Annotated in this window: 22 protein-coding genes; 17 read left to right on the top strand and 5 right to left on the bottom strand. The window is 61.9% G+C overall.

Features of this window, described 5'->3' with window-relative positions; translation table 11 throughout:
• The first annotated feature begins 7 nt into the window (after nt 1–7).
• The 16 genes from L6D77_RS02430 to L6D77_RS02505 all read left to right on the top strand — a co-directional run bounded on the left by L6D77_RS02430 (nt 8) and on the right by L6D77_RS02505 (nt 10,642).
• A complete protein-coding gene (locus L6D77_RS02430) occupies nt 8–1,246 on the top strand; it encodes a tyrosine-type recombinase/integrase (protein ID WP_236169947.1) in 1,239 nt (412 codons plus the stop codon).
• 181 nt (nt 1,247–1,427) lie between these two features.
• Nucleotides 1,428–2,129 (top strand): hypothetical protein, encoded by a 702-nt coding sequence (locus tag L6D77_RS02435; RefSeq protein WP_236169948.1) that lies wholly within the window; start codon nt 1,428–1,430, stop codon nt 2,127–2,129.
• A gap of 173 nt (nt 2,130–2,302) precedes the next feature.
• A complete protein-coding gene (locus tag L6D77_RS02440) occupies nt 2,303–2,584 on the top strand; it encodes a helix-turn-helix transcriptional regulator (RefSeq protein ID WP_236169949.1) in 282 nt (93 codons plus the stop codon).
• Nucleotide 2,585: 1 nt separating this feature from the next.
• Nucleotides 2,586–2,966 carry a hypothetical protein gene (locus tag L6D77_RS02445; protein ID WP_190977233.1) on the top strand — a complete coding sequence of 127 codons (381 nt, stop codon included), beginning with the start codon at nt 2,586–2,588 and terminating at the stop codon, nt 2,964–2,966.
• Complete coding sequence (locus tag L6D77_RS02450; protein WP_236169950.1) at nt 2,963–3,625, top strand: KilA-N domain-containing protein; 663 nt, start codon at nt 2,963–2,965, stop codon at nt 3,623–3,625. Before L6D77_RS02445 ends, L6D77_RS02450 begins: the two co-directional genes overlap by 4 nt.
• A gap of 323 nt (nt 3,626–3,948) precedes the next feature.
• The gene (locus L6D77_RS02455; RefSeq protein WP_236169951.1) at nt 3,949–4,110 is read left to right on the top strand and encodes a hypothetical protein; all 162 of its coding nucleotides are present in this window, start codon (nt 3,949–3,951) and stop codon (nt 4,108–4,110) included.
• On the top strand, nt 4,107–4,436 hold the full coding sequence (locus tag L6D77_RS02460) for a hypothetical protein (protein ID WP_236169952.1): 330 nt from the start codon (nt 4,107–4,109) through the stop codon (nt 4,434–4,436). The genes L6D77_RS02455 and L6D77_RS02460 overlap by 4 nt, the downstream gene beginning before the upstream one ends.
• A complete protein-coding gene (locus L6D77_RS02465; RefSeq protein WP_236169953.1) occupies nt 4,433–4,648 on the top strand; it encodes a hypothetical protein in 216 nt (71 codons plus the stop codon). Before L6D77_RS02460 ends, L6D77_RS02465 begins: the two co-directional genes overlap by 4 nt.
• Nucleotides 4,645–4,905 carry a hypothetical protein gene (locus tag L6D77_RS02470; RefSeq protein ID WP_236169954.1) on the top strand — a complete coding sequence of 87 codons (261 nt, stop codon included), beginning with the start codon at nt 4,645–4,647 and terminating at the stop codon, nt 4,903–4,905. Before L6D77_RS02465 ends, L6D77_RS02470 begins: the two co-directional genes overlap by 4 nt.
• Nucleotides 4,906–4,928: 23 nt before the next feature.
• Complete coding sequence (locus L6D77_RS02475) at nt 4,929–5,216, top strand: hypothetical protein (RefSeq protein ID WP_236169955.1); 288 nt, start codon at nt 4,929–4,931, stop codon at nt 5,214–5,216.
• Nucleotides 5,209–5,436 carry a hypothetical protein gene (locus tag L6D77_RS02480; protein WP_236169956.1) on the top strand — a complete coding sequence of 76 codons (228 nt, stop codon included), beginning with the start codon at nt 5,209–5,211 and terminating at the stop codon, nt 5,434–5,436. Before L6D77_RS02475 ends, L6D77_RS02480 begins: the two co-directional genes overlap by 8 nt.
• Nucleotides 5,433–6,323, top strand: a complete 891-nt coding sequence (locus L6D77_RS02485; RefSeq protein WP_190977239.1) for a toprim domain-containing protein — start codon at nt 5,433–5,435, stop codon at nt 6,321–6,323. Before L6D77_RS02480 ends, L6D77_RS02485 begins: the two co-directional genes overlap by 4 nt.
• The gene (locus L6D77_RS02490) at nt 6,310–8,106 is read left to right on the top strand and encodes a DUF927 domain-containing protein (protein ID WP_236169957.1); all 1,797 of its coding nucleotides are present in this window, start codon (nt 6,310–6,312) and stop codon (nt 8,104–8,106) included. The genes L6D77_RS02485 and L6D77_RS02490 overlap by 14 nt, the downstream gene beginning before the upstream one ends.
• Nucleotides 8,107–8,801: 695 nt before the next feature.
• Nucleotides 8,802–9,104, top strand: coding sequence for a hypothetical protein (locus tag L6D77_RS02495; protein ID WP_236169958.1), 303 nt, complete (start codon nt 8,802–8,804; stop codon nt 9,102–9,104).
• Nucleotides 9,101–9,700 carry a hypothetical protein gene (locus tag L6D77_RS02500; RefSeq protein WP_236169959.1) on the top strand — a complete coding sequence of 200 codons (600 nt, stop codon included), beginning with the start codon at nt 9,101–9,103 and terminating at the stop codon, nt 9,698–9,700. Before L6D77_RS02495 ends, L6D77_RS02500 begins: the two co-directional genes overlap by 4 nt.
• Before the next feature lie 3 nt (nt 9,701–9,703).
• Nucleotides 9,704–10,642, top strand: a complete 939-nt coding sequence (locus L6D77_RS02505) for a hypothetical protein (RefSeq protein ID WP_236169960.1) — start codon at nt 9,704–9,706, stop codon at nt 10,640–10,642.
• A gap of 54 nt (nt 10,643–10,696) precedes the next feature.
• Here L6D77_RS02505 and L6D77_RS02510 read toward each other — a convergent pair whose 3' ends face one another.
• Entirely contained in the window at nt 10,697–10,918 is a 222-nt protein-coding gene (locus L6D77_RS02510; RefSeq protein WP_236169961.1) for an Arm DNA-binding domain-containing protein, read from the bottom strand.
• 1,601 nt (nt 10,919–12,519) lie between these two features.
• Between L6D77_RS02510 and L6D77_RS02515 the strand changes: the two genes are divergently transcribed.
• Complete coding sequence (locus L6D77_RS02515) at nt 12,520–12,723, top strand: hypothetical protein (RefSeq protein ID WP_169898427.1); 204 nt, start codon at nt 12,520–12,522, stop codon at nt 12,721–12,723.
• Between the two features lie 536 nt (nt 12,724–13,259).
• Here the strand turns inward: L6D77_RS02515 and L6D77_RS02520 are convergent.
• From L6D77_RS02520 to L6D77_RS02535, 4 genes are all read right to left on the bottom strand, one after another.
• On the bottom strand, nt 13,260–15,701 hold the full coding sequence (locus L6D77_RS02520) for a TonB-dependent siderophore receptor (RefSeq protein ID WP_232881989.1): 2,442 nt from the start codon (nt 15,699–15,701) through the stop codon (nt 13,260–13,262).
• Between the two features lie 58 nt (nt 15,702–15,759).
• A complete protein-coding gene (locus L6D77_RS02525; RefSeq protein ID WP_236169962.1) occupies nt 15,760–16,719 on the bottom strand; it encodes a FecR domain-containing protein in 960 nt (319 codons plus the stop codon).
• Nucleotides 16,716–17,201, bottom strand: coding sequence for a sigma-70 family RNA polymerase sigma factor (locus tag L6D77_RS02530; RefSeq protein ID WP_232881987.1), 486 nt, complete (start codon nt 17,199–17,201; stop codon nt 16,716–16,718). The genes L6D77_RS02525 and L6D77_RS02530 overlap by 4 nt, the downstream gene beginning before the upstream one ends.
• A gap of 70 nt (nt 17,202–17,271) precedes the next feature.
• The gene (locus L6D77_RS02535; RefSeq protein ID WP_232881986.1) at nt 17,272–17,883 is read right to left on the bottom strand and encodes a LysE family translocator; all 612 of its coding nucleotides are present in this window, start codon (nt 17,881–17,883) and stop codon (nt 17,272–17,274) included.
• Nucleotides 17,884–17,978: the final 95 nt, after the last annotated feature.

A 17,978-nucleotide genomic window follows, 5' to 3' on the forward strand; every position in this document is an offset into this window, starting at 1 on the left:
CAAGGAAATGAAGCGCAGCGAAATCAAGCGCCGCCCTTTGGCCGACACCGTGATAGCCACCCTTGAGCCAGAAGCGAAGGAGTACCGCGAGCTGGACGGCAACGCCTTGTATCTGCGCGTGCGCCCAGACGGCAGCAAGTCGTGGCAACTGCGCTACAAGAAACCGGACGGCAAATGGTCGTGGCTTGGCCTGGGCGGCTATGGCACGGGCGATCACCAGCTAACCGGATCACAGGCCAGGCAGAAAGCGGCGATCCTGCGAGACGACGCCGCCAAGGGCGGGAACCCACTCGCCACCAAGCGAGCCAGGAAGGCCGCCGAACTGGAGGCCGCGAACAATACGTTCGAGCATCTGGCGCGGGAGTGGTACGCCACCAAGCGCAAAAGCTGGACGGATGGAACAGCCACCCGAACCATCGGCTCGCTGGAGCTTCACGTCTTCCCTGTGTTCGGCAAGCGTGTCTACACCGAGATACTGCCGATGGAGTGGATGGACTTCCTACGCGGCATGGAGCAAAAGGGCATCATCGAGCAGACCAGCCGAATACGCGCCCGCTGCCAGGAGATTTACGACCTGGCCCGCGTCACTGGCCGCGCCACCCATAACCCACTGGAAGGCCTTCACAAGTTTCTCCAGACCAAGCCGTCTGAGAATTACGCCCACGTCCCTGTGGATGAACTGCCACCACTGCTACGGGCCATCCGCGCTTATCCCAGCGCCATAGACGTTCGGATCGGCCTACACCTACTAGCCATGCTCGCCTGCCGACCATCTGAGATACGAGAGGCCCGGTGGGATGAGTTCGACCTAGATAAAGCACTGTGGACGATCCCCGCCGAACGGATGAAGCGCCGCCGCGAACATCTAGTCCCCCTGCCCCGCCAGGCCGTGGAATTGCTGATCGACCTGCGCAAACTCACTGGGGCCTATCCCCTGCTGTTCCCTGGGCGCAGTGATACCACCAAGCCCCGCAGCAACACCGTGTTCCTGATGGCCCTGCGCCGCCTGGGTTACGAGGGCAGGCAGACCGGCCACGGATTCAGGCACATCGCCTCGACGATCCTCAATGAGCACGGCTTCGACGAAAACCACATCGAGGCGCAGCTATCGCACGTCAAGGAAGGCGTGGCCGGTATCTACAACAAGGCCCAGTACCTGACCCAGCGCACGACCATGATGCAATGGTATGCCGACCACCAAGACACCCTGGTCAAAGGCAATGTCGTGTCGATCAAGAGGGCCTGATGCGGGCCTTCCATTGTCCGCATAGACAGATATAGACTGAATGCCATCACTGTTCGGATAGCCAGTATTCGAGCAGGCAACGGTTTTCGGCTGGCCTAGCTCGACGGAGCGAAAAGCGGGCTTCCCATCCGCTTGGCCAACCGATCTATTCAAGATTGGGAGCGCCTGGGAGGGCGTGAGAATGGAATACGAAGATGACTTGCCCGATCTGAGTCATTGGAAGCAGGTGATGGAGTTCACGGTGGAGCAAGCGGCCCTTTTGATGGCGTCCATTGATCCGTTCGATACCGCCTCTCTCGAAGAAGCTAAACACCGCCGTCTGCCTCGATGGAAAAGAGCGCACGGCAATGCTCTTGGCATTCTGTCGGCCATCCGTCAGGGTTTGATTAGTCCCGTAGCATGTAAGGCCGTTTTCATTGACTACGACTTTAACGGTAATGCCGAGAAGACAATCAGAACCATCAAACCTACTGATAGGGATGCAGATATTTGCTTATCAGAGACCATCATCACCCGCGCATCGCTGGTGGGATGGATCACTACTGAACGTGTGCAGATCTCCAGACCTACTAGGTCAATCGCAGCCGTAATGCCAGCGCCCCACCCGCAACCACCCGAAGTCGCCGATCCTCCACCTCAGCCGCTCTCGCTTCCTTACTACGGCCACACCTCTGAGGGCCTGGAGTTCGTGGACGATGCGATCAAACAGATGTGGTCAACCTATGATGATGATGATCCGAACACTGCGCCAACACGGGAGGCTGTTATTAAATACCTTCGAGAAAGGGGGGCTGGCGCCAACATGGCTGAAGCTGTGAATCTCATTCTTCGTCCAGCGAATCTAAGGAATGGTGGGCGCAAGAATAGGAAGGCACCCACCTGAAAACGCCAGTAAATCCGCCACCTGTAGCTGTGGTGCCCACCTGAAAGGATGGTGATGTGGGCACCTATCATGACAGTCTATATGCCCACCTGATGCCCACCTTGAAAGGTTGCTGGTCACCCGATCCTTTCTGCAAATCTGAACCCCGTCGCCATCAACAACGGGATACAGACATGAGCAACATTCGCCCAATCGAAGCAGCCACCGCATACCAATTCGGCGCTGCCACTACACACCAGTTCGACCCTGCCAACACCATCATCCGCTTCCCAGAGGTCGAGGCCATCACCGGCCTGGCCCGCGCCACCGTCTACAAGCGCCTCAAGGATGATCCGACTTTCCCCCGCCCGGTATCGCTGAGCAACAGCAAGTCGCGTGGCTCGCCTGTGGGGTTCGTTTTGGCTGAGGTTATTGCCTGGGTGCGCCAGCGCATCGCATTGCGCGAGGTGGCCTAAAATGAAAAAGGCCACGATCCCCGAAGAGAAACGCAGCCAGTCGCAAGGCGATATTACCACCAGCGCCAGCCCCGCCCAACTGCTGGAGACTGCCCCAACCAAGATCGCCCGCGTCCTGGTGTACGTCCGCCACTTCGGCACCCTCAATCGCTTCGAGGCGCCGCGCTGGGTCGGTGACACCTGCCTGAACTCGACCATTCCCGTGCTGGAGAGCAGTTACGGCCTGGTGTTCGAGCACATCCCCGAGAAGTCGCCCAACAACTGGGGCGAACCCTGCGACTGTACCCGTTACCGCCTGCTGGAAAGCTCGCATGAGCACGCGGACAAGGTGCTGGCGCTGATGTTCAACCGTGCGGCAAAACGCCAGAAGGTGGCCGCATGAGCGCTCGTATCGTTCCACTCGACTACGAAGGCCAGGCCGTGCGGTTCAACGGTGACGGCTGGCTTCATGCAACCGAGATTGCCGACCGTTTCGGCAAGCGGCCAAACGATTGGCTTAGCCTCCCCTCGACCATCGAATACCTGGAAGCACTCAACCGTCGCACCGTTACCGGATCATCTGGTAACGCCTGGTCGATGACCAAGCGCGGCGGTAAAAACCAAGGCACCTGGCTTCACCCGAAGCTGGCCGTAGCCTTCGCCCGGTGGCTTTCGGTGGACTTCGCTGTTTGGTGCGATGAGCAGGTAGACGCCCTGCTGCGCGGTGACATGAAGTCCTGGACCAACGCCCGGCGTGAGGCCGCCATCGGCCACAAGGCCGTGTGTGACGCCATCGCGCTCAACTGCGAAGCCCAAGGCAAAACACCCCAGCGGCACCACTTCATCAACGAATCTCGGCTCATCAATCAGGTTGTCACCGGTTCCTTTGCAGGTCGGGACCGTGACCAGTTGAGCGCTGCCGAGCTGGAGATTGTCACCCTGGCCGAACTGCGCGACTCGGGGCTGATCTGCGCGGGTATGACCTATGCCGAGCGCAAGACCAACCTGCTGGCCTACGTCCGTAAATTGCAGGACAAGCACCAGCGGAGGATTGCCGCATGACGCCCGCCATCCACCCAGCGCTGCCGTTGTCCAATCTGAAACAGGGGGTTGCATTCCAAAATGTACGGGGATACATTGCGTCCGTCGCTGCAAATTCAGCGACCGACCTTGGCGGGTCGATTGACTTATGGCGCAACAGCGCCCCCATTCCGAATGCAGGCGCTTTTTTTGTGCCCGCGTTTCTGTGTTATGGCGGGTTGCGCAGGAGCACCTTCGTGTGCGCCGGGTTCCTAAGTCTCCGGTCCGCCAATCCTGTGCAACTCGCCACCCTTTCCTGCTTGGCGGCAGATCGCGGTGGCTCTCAAGACTTGGGAGCTACACCAATGAAACACGCCCTCAATCCGTCCAAAATCCGCGCCGCTGCCCACCGCGCAATGGCCATCGCTGCCCTTCACGCTGATAGCTCGCTGAGTGTTCGTCTCAAGCGCTACAACGCCGCCATGGCAAAAGCCCGCGCCCTGGACGCGCAAGGCGGTGCCCAGTGACTCACATTCAGCAGACCTCCGAGGCCGTACAGGGCTACATCCAATCCCAAGTCGTGGTCACGATCCCCGGCCAGCAAGCGCTCCACTTTCCCCCGGTGGTCGGGCGCAGCCTTGCGGCAGGTATTGCCGCCATGGTGAAAGCCGATTTCCCATGCGCTTCGATCAGCATTCGGGGGCGCTGCCGCGACTCTTTGGCTGGCCTGGAAGACGCCTTGCGCATGTCGGGTAAGGTCCAGTCCACGCTTGTGGAATGTCAACGTCAACCGCGTCCAGGCGCCGCGCTCGTGGAGCGTTTCAAAGCCGTAACTGATGGAGCGCTTGTATGACTCCCCCTATCCACATGCCTGACGACACCCAAGACGACCTGCGCGACGTACAAGGCGTGCTAGTTCTGCTGAGCATGGCGCTCGCTGTGATCGCCTCACCGGCTACGCCAATCATCGTCGCCCGCGTCACCGCTGTGCTGGCGCAGCACACTGCCATGGCCTGGGCCGAAATGCTGGACAGCGTAATTGCCGAGCAAGGGGGTGAGCTGTGAGCACCAAGTCGAAAACCAACCAGCTAAATCACCAACTGATCGCCAAGCTCGCCCTGGAATCGCTAGATGCGATTGGCATTCTGGCCGAGGTACTGCTCAACAACGGCGGGCACAAGGGCGCCCCTGGGGACGCTGTGCCGCCTGCCCAGATTGATGATCGTGGCGAAGCTGGCATTCAGTCTGCGATCAACATTATTGCTCGCATGGCCCATCGCGACGTTCACGATCTTGCAACTGACTTAGGCATCCCGGCGTAAGTCCATAGCCCAAGGATAAATCGATGAAACTTCAAAACAGTGCGCAAGCGCTGACCGGATCGGCTTGCCCGAAGAAAGCCACCGAGCTGTTTTACTTGAGCCACCCGAAGGCCGAGCGGGCCTTGCTGGGGCCGTTCTTGAGCCAGGCCGATGCCGAGTGTGGGCGTGTAGTTTTGCGTAGTGCTGAGGCCGTAGTGACGGCCTGCCTCGTCGAATCGCTGGACGATCTGACCTACTGGCACGCGGTGAACAATGGCCAGGTCTGCCGGGCCTTCGCTGGTGCTGATCGCCAAGGGGGTGGCCATGAGTAAGGTCACGCCGATTCGGCGCAAGGGGGCCGGGGGGCCGCCTGCTGCTGGCGCTCATATCGACAGCGCCAGCTATGCGCTGCTAGTGGAAATGCTGGCGGGCTTCCTGGAACTGCGCATTGCCGAGCGTGACGCTGGCCGTCACTGCTCCGAGCTGGAGCGTCTTACCAATCAACTGGAACGGCTGGCCAAGCGCTTCACGCCGCCGCTGGGGGCCGCATGACCGACGCGACGATCCTTTTCCGTGACGTGCTCCAGTCGGCCTATGGGCCGCTCGACTGGCTGCCCTTGGACGATGGCGACATTCACCGCTTCCACGTCCCCGGCGACAAGCCCGGCACGCTCAATGGCTGGTACTGCCTATTTTCCGATGGCATCGCCTCGGGTGCGTTCGGGAGCTGGAAGACGGGCGGCACCAGCACCTGGTGTAGCCGTGAGCCGGTAGACGCCCGCGAATCTGAGCAGGTGCGCCAGCGCATCGAGCAGGCCCGGCGCCAGCGCGAAGCCGAACGGCAACGGCGCCAGCTCAAAGCGGCTGGCCAGGCTCAACGCTGGTGGCGTGACGCTCGCCGTGCTGACCCGGCCCACCCTTACCTGGCCGCCAAGGGCATTCGTGCCCACGGCCTACGCCAGCGTGGTGACGATCTGCTGGTGCCGCTGTATGCCGGGAGCGTGCTGGTCAACCTGCAACGGATCGCCCCGGACGGTGACAAGCGCTTTCTGTATGGCGGGCGGATCAATGGCGCCTACTCGCCGCTGGGGCGCATCACGCCGGGCAGGCCGCTGTGTATCTGCGAAGGCTGGGCCACGGGAGCCACGCTTCACGAAAGCGGCTACACGGTCGCCTGCGCGATGAATGCCGGGAACCTGAAACCGGTGGCGCTGGCGCTACGGGCCGACTACCCCGACACCGAAATCATCGTCGCGGGCGACGACGACCGCCAGACCGAAGCCGAGGGCAAGGGTAATCCGGGGCGCACCGCTGCCCATGACGCCGCTGCCGCGTGTGGTGGCCTTGTGACCTTCCCCGAGTGGCCCGCCGATGCGCCGCTGACCCTTTCCGACTTCAACGACCTAGCCGCCTGGAGGTGCCACCATGCGCCCGCCTGAGAACAACGTTATCAACCTGCGCCCAGAGGCGCCCATGGTCGAGCCAGATCGCCCCTGCTGGGGCGTGTACGAGCACTGGGTAACGAATGAGAAAGGCCGCAGGCTCAAGCCCGGCGTGTACTGGCACGGGTTCAAGCGCAGCGCCGCTGATGATGACAGCGACGACGATAAGACCGACCGCCCCATCACTGATGAATGGATCGCCACGCCCGTGACGGTGGTGGCACGCACCACCAATAGCGACGATGGCAGCGAAGGCCGGTATCTGCGCCTGCTCACCGACAGCGGCCCCAAGGACTGGATCATTCCCATGGAGGTGTTCGGCGGGAGCGGTGAAGACGCCAGGCGGACACTGTTTGGCATGGGCGTGATTATCGCGCTCAAGAAGCGCGGCCAGTTCATGGAGTACCTGCTGGACCAGCGCCCCGCCGAAGTGTTCGCCACCACCTGCCGCCCCGGCTGGCATGAGTCGGGCGCCTTCGTGCTGCCTGGGCGCACCATCGGCAGTGACAAGGTGCGCTATCAGGCCAGCGGCAAAGGGCAAAACCTATTCAGCGTGCGCGGGAGCCTGGACGGCTGGAAGGCCGAGGTAGCGGCGAAGTGCGAGGGGAACCCGGTACTGACCCTGGCCATTGGTTGCGCCTTGGCTGGCCCGCTGCTGAGCCTGGTGGGCGTGCTGGGTGGCGGTGTTCACCTGGTGGGCGACAGCTCCAGCGGCAAGTCACTGGCGCAATTGATCGGCTCATCCGTATGGGGCGACCCCGGCATATTCGCCGCATCGTGGGATATGACCAAGGGCGGTCTGGAAATCGAGGCATCGAGCCGCAACGACACCATGCTGCCCCTGGACGAAATCAAACGGGCTGACCCCAAGCGCGTACAGGAAATGGCCTATTCGCTCGCCAACGGCCAGGGCAAGGGCACCATGACCCGTGACCGGGAGGCACGCGGCAAACTGAGCTGGCGCTTGCTGGCACTCTCCAGCGGTGAGCGTTCCCTGTCTGAACACGCGGCCATCAGCGGCAACGCCGCCCACGCTGGCGCTGAGCTGCGCATGGTGGACGTGAACGCCGGTACGCGTACACACCGCGCCTTCGACGAATTGCACGGCCTGGAGGGAGCCGACTTCCACCGCCAGCTCACCGTGGCTGCGGGAGCGAACCACGGGCACATCGGCCCGGCATTCGTGGAGAAGCTGCTGGCCAGCGACGACCGCCCCGGCCTGCTAGAAGACTTCGCCGGTATCCGCGCCCAGTTTGTTGAAGACAACGCCCAAGCCGGACGGGTGGCGGATCGCTTCGCAGTGATCGCGCTGGCGGGGGAAATGGCCATTGCCTATGACTTGCTGCCCTGGACGCCGGGTAGCGCTCTGGCCGATTGCCAGTTGCTGTATGGCGAATGGCTGAGCCGGGTGGGCGGTGGCAATGCCGAGGATCGCCAGATACTGGCGGGCATCCTCGATTTCATCGACAAGCACGGCAGTAGCCGGTTTTCGGACGTGAATGACCAGACGCCTGACGCCAAGGTGTTCAACCGGGCCGGGTACTGGAAAGTCTCAGGCGGCAAGCAACTGTACCTGTTCAACAAGTCGGCATTGATCGAGGCAGCGCATGGGTACGGGCTGAGCCGCATCGTGAAAGCGCTGGATGGCGCCAGCGCGATTGCTGAGCGTGGAGCGGATCGGAAGCGGCACGCCAAGAAGTACCGCGTACCGGGTGGCGGTTCACCTTGGCTGTATGTGATCGACCCCGAAGCCCTGGACAGTGAAGGTGGTGCTGTATGACCACCAACGCCACTAGCCGAGATTGCCCATATTCACAGGAACCTAGATTCGGTGGGAACAGTGGGAACAGTGGGAACAGCCTTGAAATCCGGGGCTTCCAGCCGTTCCCACCTAATAAAAAGAGTGGGAACAAGTGGGAACACACAATCGCTTTCCAATATAAGGGCGCGGCCAGTCTGCCTTGTTTGGTTATCACAGTTCCCACAAAAAACGGGGTGGGAACAAACTGGGAACAGAAAAACACCGCTGGAGGCCGCGTATTTACTGGGTTGTTCCCACTGTTCCCACTGTTCCCACACTTTTTGAATTCACAGGAACATTTGATTAGCAGCTATCAGGGCATGGTGACGCCATGAACCAAACCCCGAAGCCAAAGCGCCAATGCCCGAATTCACAGGAACCTAAAAACGTGGGGAACAGGGGGAACGGGGGAACAGCCAGCAAATACGCGGCCTGTAGCCGTTCCCCCTTATTGAAGTGTTGGGGAACAGGGGGAACACAAACATGTTTTTGAATATAAGCGCCTGTGGTGCTCCTTTCGTTTGGTTATCACTGTTCCCCCGTTTTTTGCGTGGGGAACACATACCCCCTCTGGAAGCCCCGGAAACACTGGGTGTTCCCCGCGTTCCCCCGTTCCCCCGATTTTTTTTCACAGACACATTTGGGCATTACGGAAATCCGGGTGAGGTGACGCCATGAGCCTCCTTTCCGACCTGCTCAATCACATGCCGCCGAACGTTGCTGGCGCTGGCAAACCACCCATGGCGAAACGCGCCCCGAATCGTCCACGCCTGGTGCTGGTCGAGCCTGCGCCATTGCCGCCCAGCCCGTACACCAACGCTGCCAATGCCACCCCTGAATGGCGCCAGGCCCGCGACCAATACATCAGCCATGTCATGACCTGCCGGGGCTGCTATGCGCCTGGTGGCCGCTATTGCCCGATTGGTGCCGAGCTGCGCACCACCTACGACAACACGCCCATGGAGGCCAACCCATGACGCCCACTCCGACCATGCGCCTGTGCGATATCGCTTCAAAGCCCGGTATCAGCGCCAGCACGCAACTCATCACCACCCGGCGCATCTGCCGCAACATCAGCCGCAACCTCGATACGGTCCACTCTGAGCGACGTGCCATGCGCCGCCAGGCGGGCAAGCTGAAAGCGTTCCTGCCGTTCACCCGCCAGGCCATTGCCGATCTGGATCAGATGGCAACGGCGCACCGAGAGGATGAGTGGAGCAAGGCCAAGGCCGCGCTAGCCGGGTTCGGGCGGTCAGTGCTGTTCGACCGTGACGGTCTGGCCCCTGCCCTGGGGTTCGACCTTCTGTGCGACCTGCTGAGCGTGAACAACGTGGAGCGCGAGCAGGCCAGGCAAGATGGCGCCGTCAGTCTGGGAGATTTGGTGTTTACTCATGCGCTGGAGGACAGCGCAGAGCGCCGGGGGCAAGACTGGAATGATGCGCCGCTGTTCAACGCCTGCCACGCGGCCATGGCGGACTTCATCAGGGAATGCCCCGATGGCGTACTGCCTGACCCGTTCGCACCTGGTGCGCCGTTCGGGCCGAAGCTGCCACCCACTCTGAGGGTGGTGTAAGCCATGGTCATGCTGAAACAGGCTGATTCAGCCGAAAAGATGAGACACCGGGTTTCAGACGATCAGCGCCGCCTGGTGCTGGACCTGCGCCGCCGTCACTCGCTCCGAGAGGTGGCCGAGATTACCGGCTTGCCGCTGGGAACGGTGAAGACCTTGGTATCGCGCTCGGGGGCGTTCCGGGATAACGAGCAGCACCGCGCCCTGTTCACCCTGCCACCGATCAGCGCCAGCGCTGAGACGCTGCCGAGCGTGCCCGAGCTGCCGCCGCAGGAGGTGGTCACTGGTGACAAGGAGGTGGATGCGGTGCTGTGGCTGCGCTCGATCATCGGCACCGGCCAGGCTGCGCTAATTGACCGGGCAATGGAGGGCGCCAAGAAGATCAGGACACCGCTCGACGTGCTGGAGAAGCGCTACCGCGATCACATAGTGTCCACCAACCCCGGCCACCCGTTCGCCGCCATATCGTCGTTTGGCTTCGCTGACTTGGAGGCGCTGGCTACTCGGGCCATTGAGCAGCACAGACTGAGGCTAGAGGGCGCCGCTCGATTCGGTGACGCCTTGCTGGCCGACACTGAGGCGGAAACGTTCTGCATCGAAGCGCTGAGCGGATTGGAGGCTACCGGCCAATTCGGTGACTTCGACAAGGGCCAGGTGGCTGCCCGGTTCAACGCCCACCCTGAGCTGCTGCCTCACACGCTGGCCGATTGCCTGTACGAACTGGGGTATTGGGATCAGCTTTACCGCCTTCGCAACGCCGCAGACCGTGACGCCAGCGACGGACCGCCCGAAGCCACGGCGCGGGATTGGTTTGTGTTCGGCCTGCTGGCGCAGATACGACCCCGAGACAAGGCCGAAGCGCTGGCGGTGTTCCGCTACCTGATCGCCAGTGAGCGCGACGACATGGCCGAGAGCGAGGCCATTGTTTTCAACCTGATCGGGTAGGCCGCGCCACGAAACTGAGGGGCGCCGTTTCGTGGCGCCTCAGTCTCTTCGCATCTAGGGTAATCGTGCCTCTGGATTGCGTGATTCGGCGTTCATCTCATCACATGCAGCCGCCGCCTCTGAACGGTTAGCAAAGCCGCGCCTCAGTCTTTCCTTTTCCTGGTTGTCGTAGATATCAAAGCCGCCCGAAGTGGTGGCGACGTAAAGACGATTGCCAATACGGAAGGATTCACCCTCGATTGGCACGGCAGGAACGATAACGAATCTTGGTTGCATGTTTCGCGCCTCCCCGGCAGATGGCTAAGTAATAGCGATGCTGATGGCTTACGCAAAATGGCTCATGATGAGCAGGATCGTTTCAGTACTTTTTGCCACCCTGTTTGGCCGTATAGCCATATACCCAAAAGGCGCCGTTTCGTGGCACGGGGCACATGCTGAGGGGAGTTAGGCCCACCCCGGCCAGGCACTAACATTTGCTAACAGGGCGGGAGCCCGGCGGGCGGTGCTGGGCCGCTCCGATGTCAACATTTGTCAACGTCTGGCGGGGCGCTGGCGCGGAACAGATCACTCGGTATCCACCCTGGTATCCACGAAATGAGCAGCTCCAGCAGGCAGTGCCCTGGCCTGGTTCGCGCAGCGCTTCACGCACGATCGTCACGCAGTCGGAGTGCGCAACCCTGCGACGGTGCGCAGCCAGGTACGCACTGTTAGTACGCATTCTGGCGCTGGCGCTGCGCCAGTTCGCACCGGTGGTTCGCACACATGTTCGCAACCCCATAGCGCGAACCTTCCGTGCGAACCTGGGCGACCTGCCTGTTATCAAAAGTTATGGTTTCCAGGTGGAGGTTTCCACTGTGGTTTCCACGGTATTGCAGTGTTTTCTCCTGGCAACATGCCGCTTTGCGAAAACAACCCCATGAACGACCACATGAAAACCACAATGCTCGCTGCCCAGCGCCAGCCGATCCGATCTCAGGTTTTCTCAGGTTCCACCGTGTCGAAAGCGACACACTGTGTAGGAATCCACACGGCGCCGAGTGCCTGCCACTTTGACCACGCTTTGACGGAATGTGAGACAGGCATGAGACGGAACCAGCACCGGGTGGGCGTCAGAAGCCCGGCCTATGCGGGAAGCCGTCAAAGTCGAGGCCGTGGCCGTCTCATACCCCTGACAGACCCCTGACGGATTTTGGACAGCTTTGGACGGATCAGCGCCAGCACCAGCAGGTGGAATGCCGTAGGAGCGGTGAATTTCCTGATGCGCGGGAGGCTGTCCACCATCGACCGGCGTCTACTCGTCCAGAATGGCCAGGGGCGGCGAAATTCTTGACAGGCCTTGACGGAATCCTTGACAGGGCCTTGACGGATTCAGCCGCTGGCGCTTGAGCAGGATTGGCTGTAAGCCTTGCTGTGCAAGGTCTGGCGCTGTATCCGATTGACCTGTGGGAGCGGAAACCGTCAAGAATTTCCAAGTGTGCTCGTCAAGAGAAATCGGGCGGTTCAGAACCTGACAAAACCTGACATGCCGGGCCTGTGAAGGGGGCGACCAAAGTGATGTACCCCTGATATCAGCCTGGGGCAAACCAGCGGCCAAGGATGCGGAAAACCAGCAGGCTTGCATGGGGAAACCCCGCAGGCAAATCAGGGAAGCCCTGAGCGCCGAAATTACCAATTCCGGCAGTCTCGATTGATATTGGTAGTCTCGCCCCGCTTTGGCGAGCTAACGCCAGCAGCGTTACCTACATAGACGGACAGACTGCGCGAAAATTTAAAACCCTGACAGCAGGCCGGGACAGGTGGCCGGTAGCCGTGGGCAAACTACCCGGATGCTGGGTAGTTATCAGATAATCAGGCGCCACCACATCGAGGGCCGCACCATGTCCGTTATCGACTGCGACTACCTACCCGACCCGGAGCCGATCACCTTCCCGCCTGAGCTGGCGCTACTGATCGTCAGAAAGGCCGCCGCCATGGCCGAGGCATTCGAGAGCAAGGCGCTGGACCAGATGACCATGGACGCCAGCCGAGCGCTTCGCAATGGAATGGAACCGCGCAGGATCATCAGGCAAATGGGGCTGTAATTACGGGATTCCCCGTAATTGCCAGCGGCACCGCATGGAGCGTCACGCCTGATACGCCGAAACGGGACGCCAGGTTACATACCCGGAATCTAGGGCTTGTAGCGATGAGCAAAACCGGCTGGTTAGGCCTGGGTTCGATTTCAAATCGCCCCCTTCCTGGCCGCTGGTATTCCCCGGTGGGGGTGAACGATCCGTTCACCCGGTGGCCTTACCGCGATCTTGCCGTGACAGGTGCCAGGCACTACCCCGAAACAGGGTGGCGATAACGTCGCAGCGTGCTCCGGGACGATCACCGGCAAGCATGAGAAAAACGGGCAAAAACGGCCCAGCAACGAGCACCGTGTATCCCCTGGTGTATCCCCAAAAAACACGAAACCGGAAAACCCTTTAAATACAGGCACATTACGATCAGGTTCAAATGACTGTGTAACCACCTTCTAAAAGGGCTTATCGAAAGATAAGCCCTTTTTCTTTGTCCGCGAAAAACCCATTCCTCCAATCACCTGCCCGCTCAGCGCAGGCAGGTGAACGGGACCTCACCAGTTGTAGGTCAGGTCTGTGGTCATGGTGCGCCCTTCGCCGTAATAGCAGTCCACATCGCTGGTGCAACTGCTGATGTATTTACGGTCTTCCAGGTTGTGCATGTTGACCTTGAGTTTCAGCCCGCGCACCTGCAACGGGGACTCGCCGAAGTCATAGGACAGCATGGCGTCGTAGACCGTGTAGGACGGGATCACGAAGTGGTCCTCGGCGGTTTCCGTGCCATCGCTGCCACGCACATAGCGCGCACCGATGCCTGCGCCCACACCGCGCCACGATGTGTCGCCGCGCACCTGATAGTCCAGCCACAACGCGGCGGTCAATGGCGACGTCCCGGCCAGGTTGCGCCCTTCGCGGCCGTCATTGTCCTTGGTGAACTTCACCTGGTTACGCGCCACCGACGCGATCACGTTCAGGTCGCGGGCGACATTGAACTTGCCCTCCAGCTCTACGCCGCGCGAGCGCAGAGCCCCGGACTGATTGCTGTAGCTCGGGTTGCCGGGGTTGGTGGTCAGGGCGTTCTTCTGATCGATCTGGTACACCGACAACTGCACGAAGCTCTCCTGCCCCACCGGCTGGTATTTGATCCCGGTTTCGTACTGCTTGCCGGTCGACGGCTCGAACGGTTTGCCATCGGCATCGGTGCCACTGAGCGGCTGGAACGACTCGGCATAGCTCACGTAAGGCGTGACGCCGTTGTCGAACTTGTACCCGAGGCCCGCACGCCCACTGAACTGCTCGTCGCGACTGCCTGTGCGGGTGCCGGCCAACGGTTGGCGATTGTCGGTCTTGGCCCAGTCGTAACGGCCGCCCAAGGTCAGGAACCAGCGCCCCCAATCGAGTTGATCCTGCAGGTACAGGCCCGTCTGGTCGATAGTATTGTCCCAACGGTTCGGGTTGACGTAGTTCAAGCCCTGGCCGTAGACCGGGTTGTACAGGTCGATGATCGGCGGGTTGTAGTCATAGCGGCCAAGGAACTTGGAGTTGAAGTGGTAGCGGTCAACGCCGATCAGCACGGTGTGCTGGATATCGCCGGTGGCGAAGCGCGCCTGGGCGATGTTGTCGATGCCCAGCACTTTGTTGTTCTGCGCCCAGTCCACACCATAGCGCGTCATGTAACGCTGATCGTTCGCCCCGGTTTGCGGGTTGGTGACGAAACGATAGCCATGCAGGGGCGCGACATAACGGTCATCGACCGAGGCATAGCGGGTGTTCTGCTTCAGTGTCCAGGTGTCGTTGAGCACATAACTCGCTTCGTAACCGATGCTGAACTGATCGCGGTCGTAGCTGTTCAGGCCCGGCTCACCGATGAAGGTGCTGCGCTTGATGCGCCCCTGCGGGCTACTGAAGACCGTGCCGACAGCCGGCAGGCCCTGGGCCTCGGGAACGTCGTTGTCTTTCTGGACGTGCCCGTACAGGGTCAGGGTCAGCTGCTCGTTGGGCATCCAGGTCAGGCTGGGGGCAAGCATGTAGCGTTTCTGCTCGACGTAGTCGATCTCGCCGTTCTTGTCGGTGACGGTGCCGGTCAGGCGATAGAGCCATTGCCCCTGTTCATCCACTGGGCCGCCGAAGTCGAAGGCGCCATGGCGCCGATCCTGGCTGCCGCCCCCGATCACGATCTCATGCAGGGGTGTGGCAGTCGGGCGCTTGGACACCATGTTGATAATGCCACCGGGCTGATTCTGCCCGTACAACACCGAGGCCGGCCCCTTGAGCACTTCGATGCGCTCGAGTGTGTAGGGGTCGATCTGCATGGCGCCACCGGTGCTGCCATTGCCATAAGGCAGGTGCAGCCCGTCGAGGTACAACGGCGCGGGCACGAAGCCCCGTGCGGTGACTTCGTCGAACAGGCCGACACGGTCCGGGAAGCCACCGCCGGTGATGCCGGGGGTATAGCGCAAGGCCTCGGTCACGGTCTGCGCGCCCTGGGCGGTGATCTGCTGGGCGGTAACGATGTTCACGGTTTGCGGCACTTCCAGCACCGAGGTATCGGACTTGGTGGCCGTGCCGGTGCGCTTGGCCACGTACCCCTCAACTGGCCCCCAGGCATTCTCCAGGGTACGGCTGTCGACCTGGGTCGGCGCCAGCTCAAGCGCTGCACTGTCTGCCGCTGGCTGCAGGCTCCAGGTGCCGCTTGGGGTGATGCTCAATACCAGGCCGCTGCCGGCCAGGGCACGCGTGGCAGCCTCGGCGCCGCTCATCCGCCCCCTGATGGCGGGCGCCTGGCGGCCCTCGACCAGGCCGGGCGCCGCCGACAGCACCTGGCCGCTGTCACGGGCGATACGCGCCAGCGTGTCGGCCAATGGGCCTGGGGCAAGATCGTAACTGTGCAGGCTGCTGACCGCCTCGGCGGCGTGGGCCAGAGCAGGCAGACCGCCGCTGGCGGCCAAGGCAATGGCCAAGGCCAGCGCCCGCGGACGAAACACAAGGTTGGACATGGATGACGCTCAAAGTGAGTGGATGTTGCAGACAGGACACGCCAGGCCGGCAATCCCCTCACCCGTTTTGCAATTCGATACGCGTCAGCCAGAAACCGCTGTGGGACACCTCGACCGGCAAGGTCTCGGCCAGCGCCTGCAGGGTGCGCTCCACCTGCGCCAACGGGAAGCTGCCATACACCCGCAAACGCGCCGCCTGCGGGCTGATGCGCAATAGCCCGGCGCGATAGGGGCGCAGCGCCTCCACCACATCGCCCAGCGGCTCGTCGCGCACATCGAGATGGCCTTGCGTCCAAGTGCTGCGCGACCACAACGACGCGGCTTGCGGCTGGATCCCCTCACCGTCGAAGCGCACCACCTGCCCCGCCTGCACAGCCAGGCTGTCGCCCTGGGCCGTGGACAGCAGCACGCTGCCCTGCTGCACGCTGAGCACAGTGGTCGCCTGCTGCTGGCGCAGCAGCAAGGTCGCGTCGCTGCACTGCAACCGCCCGTCGCGACAGCGCACGATCATCGGCAGCGCCTGCTGCTGCGCAACCTGCAGCACGATGCCGCCCGCCTTCAGGTGCAATTCGCGCTGGCTGCCGGACACACGCACATCAACCGCACTGCGGGCATCGAGCGCCACACGGCTGCCATCGCCGAGGACGAAGCTGCGGCACTCCCCAGTGCCCGTGCGCAGGTCGGCGAACAACTGATCCACGGGCATCAACCGGTTGAGCCACGCCACCCCTCCCGCGGCCAGCAACAGGCCCGCCAGCCCGCCGCCCATGAGCCGACGGCGTGACAGTTGCGGGCTGCTGAGCAAGGCCCGGGCGGCCATGGGTAACTGGCCGCTGGCCTGCAAATCGGCCAATGGCGCAGCCAGCACGCCATTGACCCGTTGCCAGGCCGCCACATGCGCAGGCCCCTGCGCCAGCCACTGACGGAAGCTGGCATGGGCGGCGTCATCCGGGGGCAGACGCTCGAGCAGCAACAGCCAGTCCACCGCATCACGGGTTGCCTGTTCGTGGCTGTTCATTGCCCCACCCCCAGGCAGTGCAGCAAAGCCCGGCGCAGGTCGCGCTCCACAGTGGCCAGCGAAATGCCCAACTGCTCTGCGATGGCCGGTTGGCTCAGACCTTCCAGGCGATACAGGACGAACGCCTGGCGGGCACGTGGCGGCAAGCCGTCCAGCAGGCGGTCGATCTCGGCCAGGGCTTCACGCACCAGGGCCAGTTCCTCGGGCGAGGGGTGACAGTGCTCGGACAGGCAGGCCAGCTCTTCCAGGTAAGCCTGTTCGAGCGCCCGACGCCGGTAAAGATTGCTCAACAGCCGCCGGGCGATGGTGGCGAGGAATGCCTTGGGCTGTTCGATGCCGCCCAGCTGCGGCGCATGCAGCGCGCGCAGAAACGTGTCCTGGGCCAGGTCCGCTGCATCGTGCGGGCAGTGCAGCCGTCGATACAGCCAGGCGCAGAGCCAGCGATGATTGGCGTGATAGAGGTCAGCAGCAGGATCGGACACGGAAGAGCCAGGCGCAAATAGTAATACCTATCATTAGCATGCTGCCGTGCCGTGACACAATCCCTCAGGCTCATCGCGCCCCGCTGACCGCCACAGCCAGCCCAAGCCCGATCAGTGCAACGCCAATCACCCGATCGACTAGCCGCTGCCGCACGATCATGGCCTCGCGCAATGCCGCACTGGAAAAGAACACCGCCACCAGGCTGAACCACACCCCATGGGCGAACGACATGAACGCCCCGTAGGCGAAGTCCAGCAGGAGCGGGCTGCCGGGCTTGACCACCTGGGTGTAGGCACTGACCACGAACAGCATGGTCTTGGGGTTGAGGGCGTTGGTCAGGAAACCCGTGCGCAGCGCCCTGCCCAGGCCCGCCGGCGCCCCCTCCCCGCCAAGGCTGACGGGCGAGGTATTGGTCAGCGACTGGTAACCCAGGTACACCAGATAGCCTGCCCCCAGCAGCTTCATCGCCAGGAACAGCGCCGGGCTCTGGCTGATGATCACGGCGATGCCGAAGACGGTGTACAGCACATGTACCTGCACACCGAGGGCGATGCCCACGGCTGCGGCCAGGCCAGCCTTGCGGCCCTGTGCATAACTACAGCGGGTGACCATGGCGAAGTCGGCGCCAGGGCTGATGACAGCCAGCACGGTGAACAGGGCGATGGCGATAAGTTCGCTCACTGATTTTTCCTCAATGATGATTCACAGATAGCGAGAGTATCGAGGGACTTTGAACCGCTAAAAATCGATTTATAGTGCTAAATATCTGCTAGTTT

This window comes from Pseudomonas parasichuanensis (genome assembly GCF_021601385.1).
Taxonomy (GTDB): Bacteria; Pseudomonadota; Gammaproteobacteria; order Pseudomonadales; family Pseudomonadaceae; genus Aquipseudomonas; species Aquipseudomonas parasichuanensis.

Bases quoted from the DNA above. Each gene is read 5' to 3' on its own strand.
- L6D77_RS02430 (WP_236169947.1), top strand. From the start codon at position 8: ATGAAGCGCAGCGAAATCAAGCGCCGCCCTTTGGCCGACACCGTGATA.
- L6D77_RS02435 (WP_236169948.1), top strand. From the start codon at position 1,428: ATGGAATACGAAGATGACTTGCCCGATCTGAGTCATTGGAAGCAGGTG.
- L6D77_RS02440 (WP_236169949.1), top strand. From the start codon at position 2,303: ATGAGCAACATTCGCCCAATCGAAGCAGCCACCGCATACCAATTCGGC.
- L6D77_RS02445 (WP_190977233.1), top strand. From the start codon at position 2,586: ATGAAAAAGGCCACGATCCCCGAAGAGAAACGCAGCCAGTCGCAAGGC.
- L6D77_RS02450 (WP_236169950.1), top strand. From the start codon at position 2,963: ATGAGCGCTCGTATCGTTCCACTCGACTACGAAGGCCAGGCCGTGCGG.
- L6D77_RS02455 (WP_236169951.1), top strand. From the start codon at position 3,949: ATGAAACACGCCCTCAATCCGTCCAAAATCCGCGCCGCTGCCCACCGC.
- L6D77_RS02465 (WP_236169953.1), top strand. From the start codon at position 4,433: ATGACTCCCCCTATCCACATGCCTGACGACACCCAAGACGACCTGCGC.
- L6D77_RS02475 (WP_236169955.1), top strand. From the start codon at position 4,929: ATGAAACTTCAAAACAGTGCGCAAGCGCTGACCGGATCGGCTTGCCCG.
- L6D77_RS02480 (WP_236169956.1), top strand. From the start codon at position 5,209: ATGAGTAAGGTCACGCCGATTCGGCGCAAGGGGGCCGGGGGGCCGCCT.
- L6D77_RS02485 (WP_190977239.1), top strand. From the start codon at position 5,433: ATGACCGACGCGACGATCCTTTTCCGTGACGTGCTCCAGTCGGCCTAT.
- L6D77_RS02490 (WP_236169957.1), top strand. From the start codon at position 6,310: ATGCGCCCGCCTGAGAACAACGTTATCAACCTGCGCCCAGAGGCGCCC.
- L6D77_RS02495 (WP_236169958.1), top strand. From the start codon at position 8,802: ATGAGCCTCCTTTCCGACCTGCTCAATCACATGCCGCCGAACGTTGCT.
- L6D77_RS02500 (WP_236169959.1), top strand. From the start codon at position 9,101: ATGACGCCCACTCCGACCATGCGCCTGTGCGATATCGCTTCAAAGCCC.
- L6D77_RS02505 (WP_236169960.1), top strand. From the start codon at position 9,704: ATGGTCATGCTGAAACAGGCTGATTCAGCCGAAAAGATGAGACACCGG.
- L6D77_RS02510 (WP_236169961.1), bottom strand. From the start codon at position 10,918: ATGCAACCAAGATTCGTTATCGTTCCTGCCGTGCCAATCGAGGGTGAA.
- L6D77_RS02515 (WP_169898427.1), top strand. From the start codon at position 12,520: ATGTCCGTTATCGACTGCGACTACCTACCCGACCCGGAGCCGATCACC.
- L6D77_RS02520 (WP_232881989.1), bottom strand. From the start codon at position 15,701: ATGTCCAACCTTGTGTTTCGTCCGCGGGCGCTGGCCTTGGCCATTGCC.
- L6D77_RS02525 (WP_236169962.1), bottom strand. From the start codon at position 16,719: ATGAACAGCCACGAACAGGCAACCCGTGATGCGGTGGACTGGCTGTTG.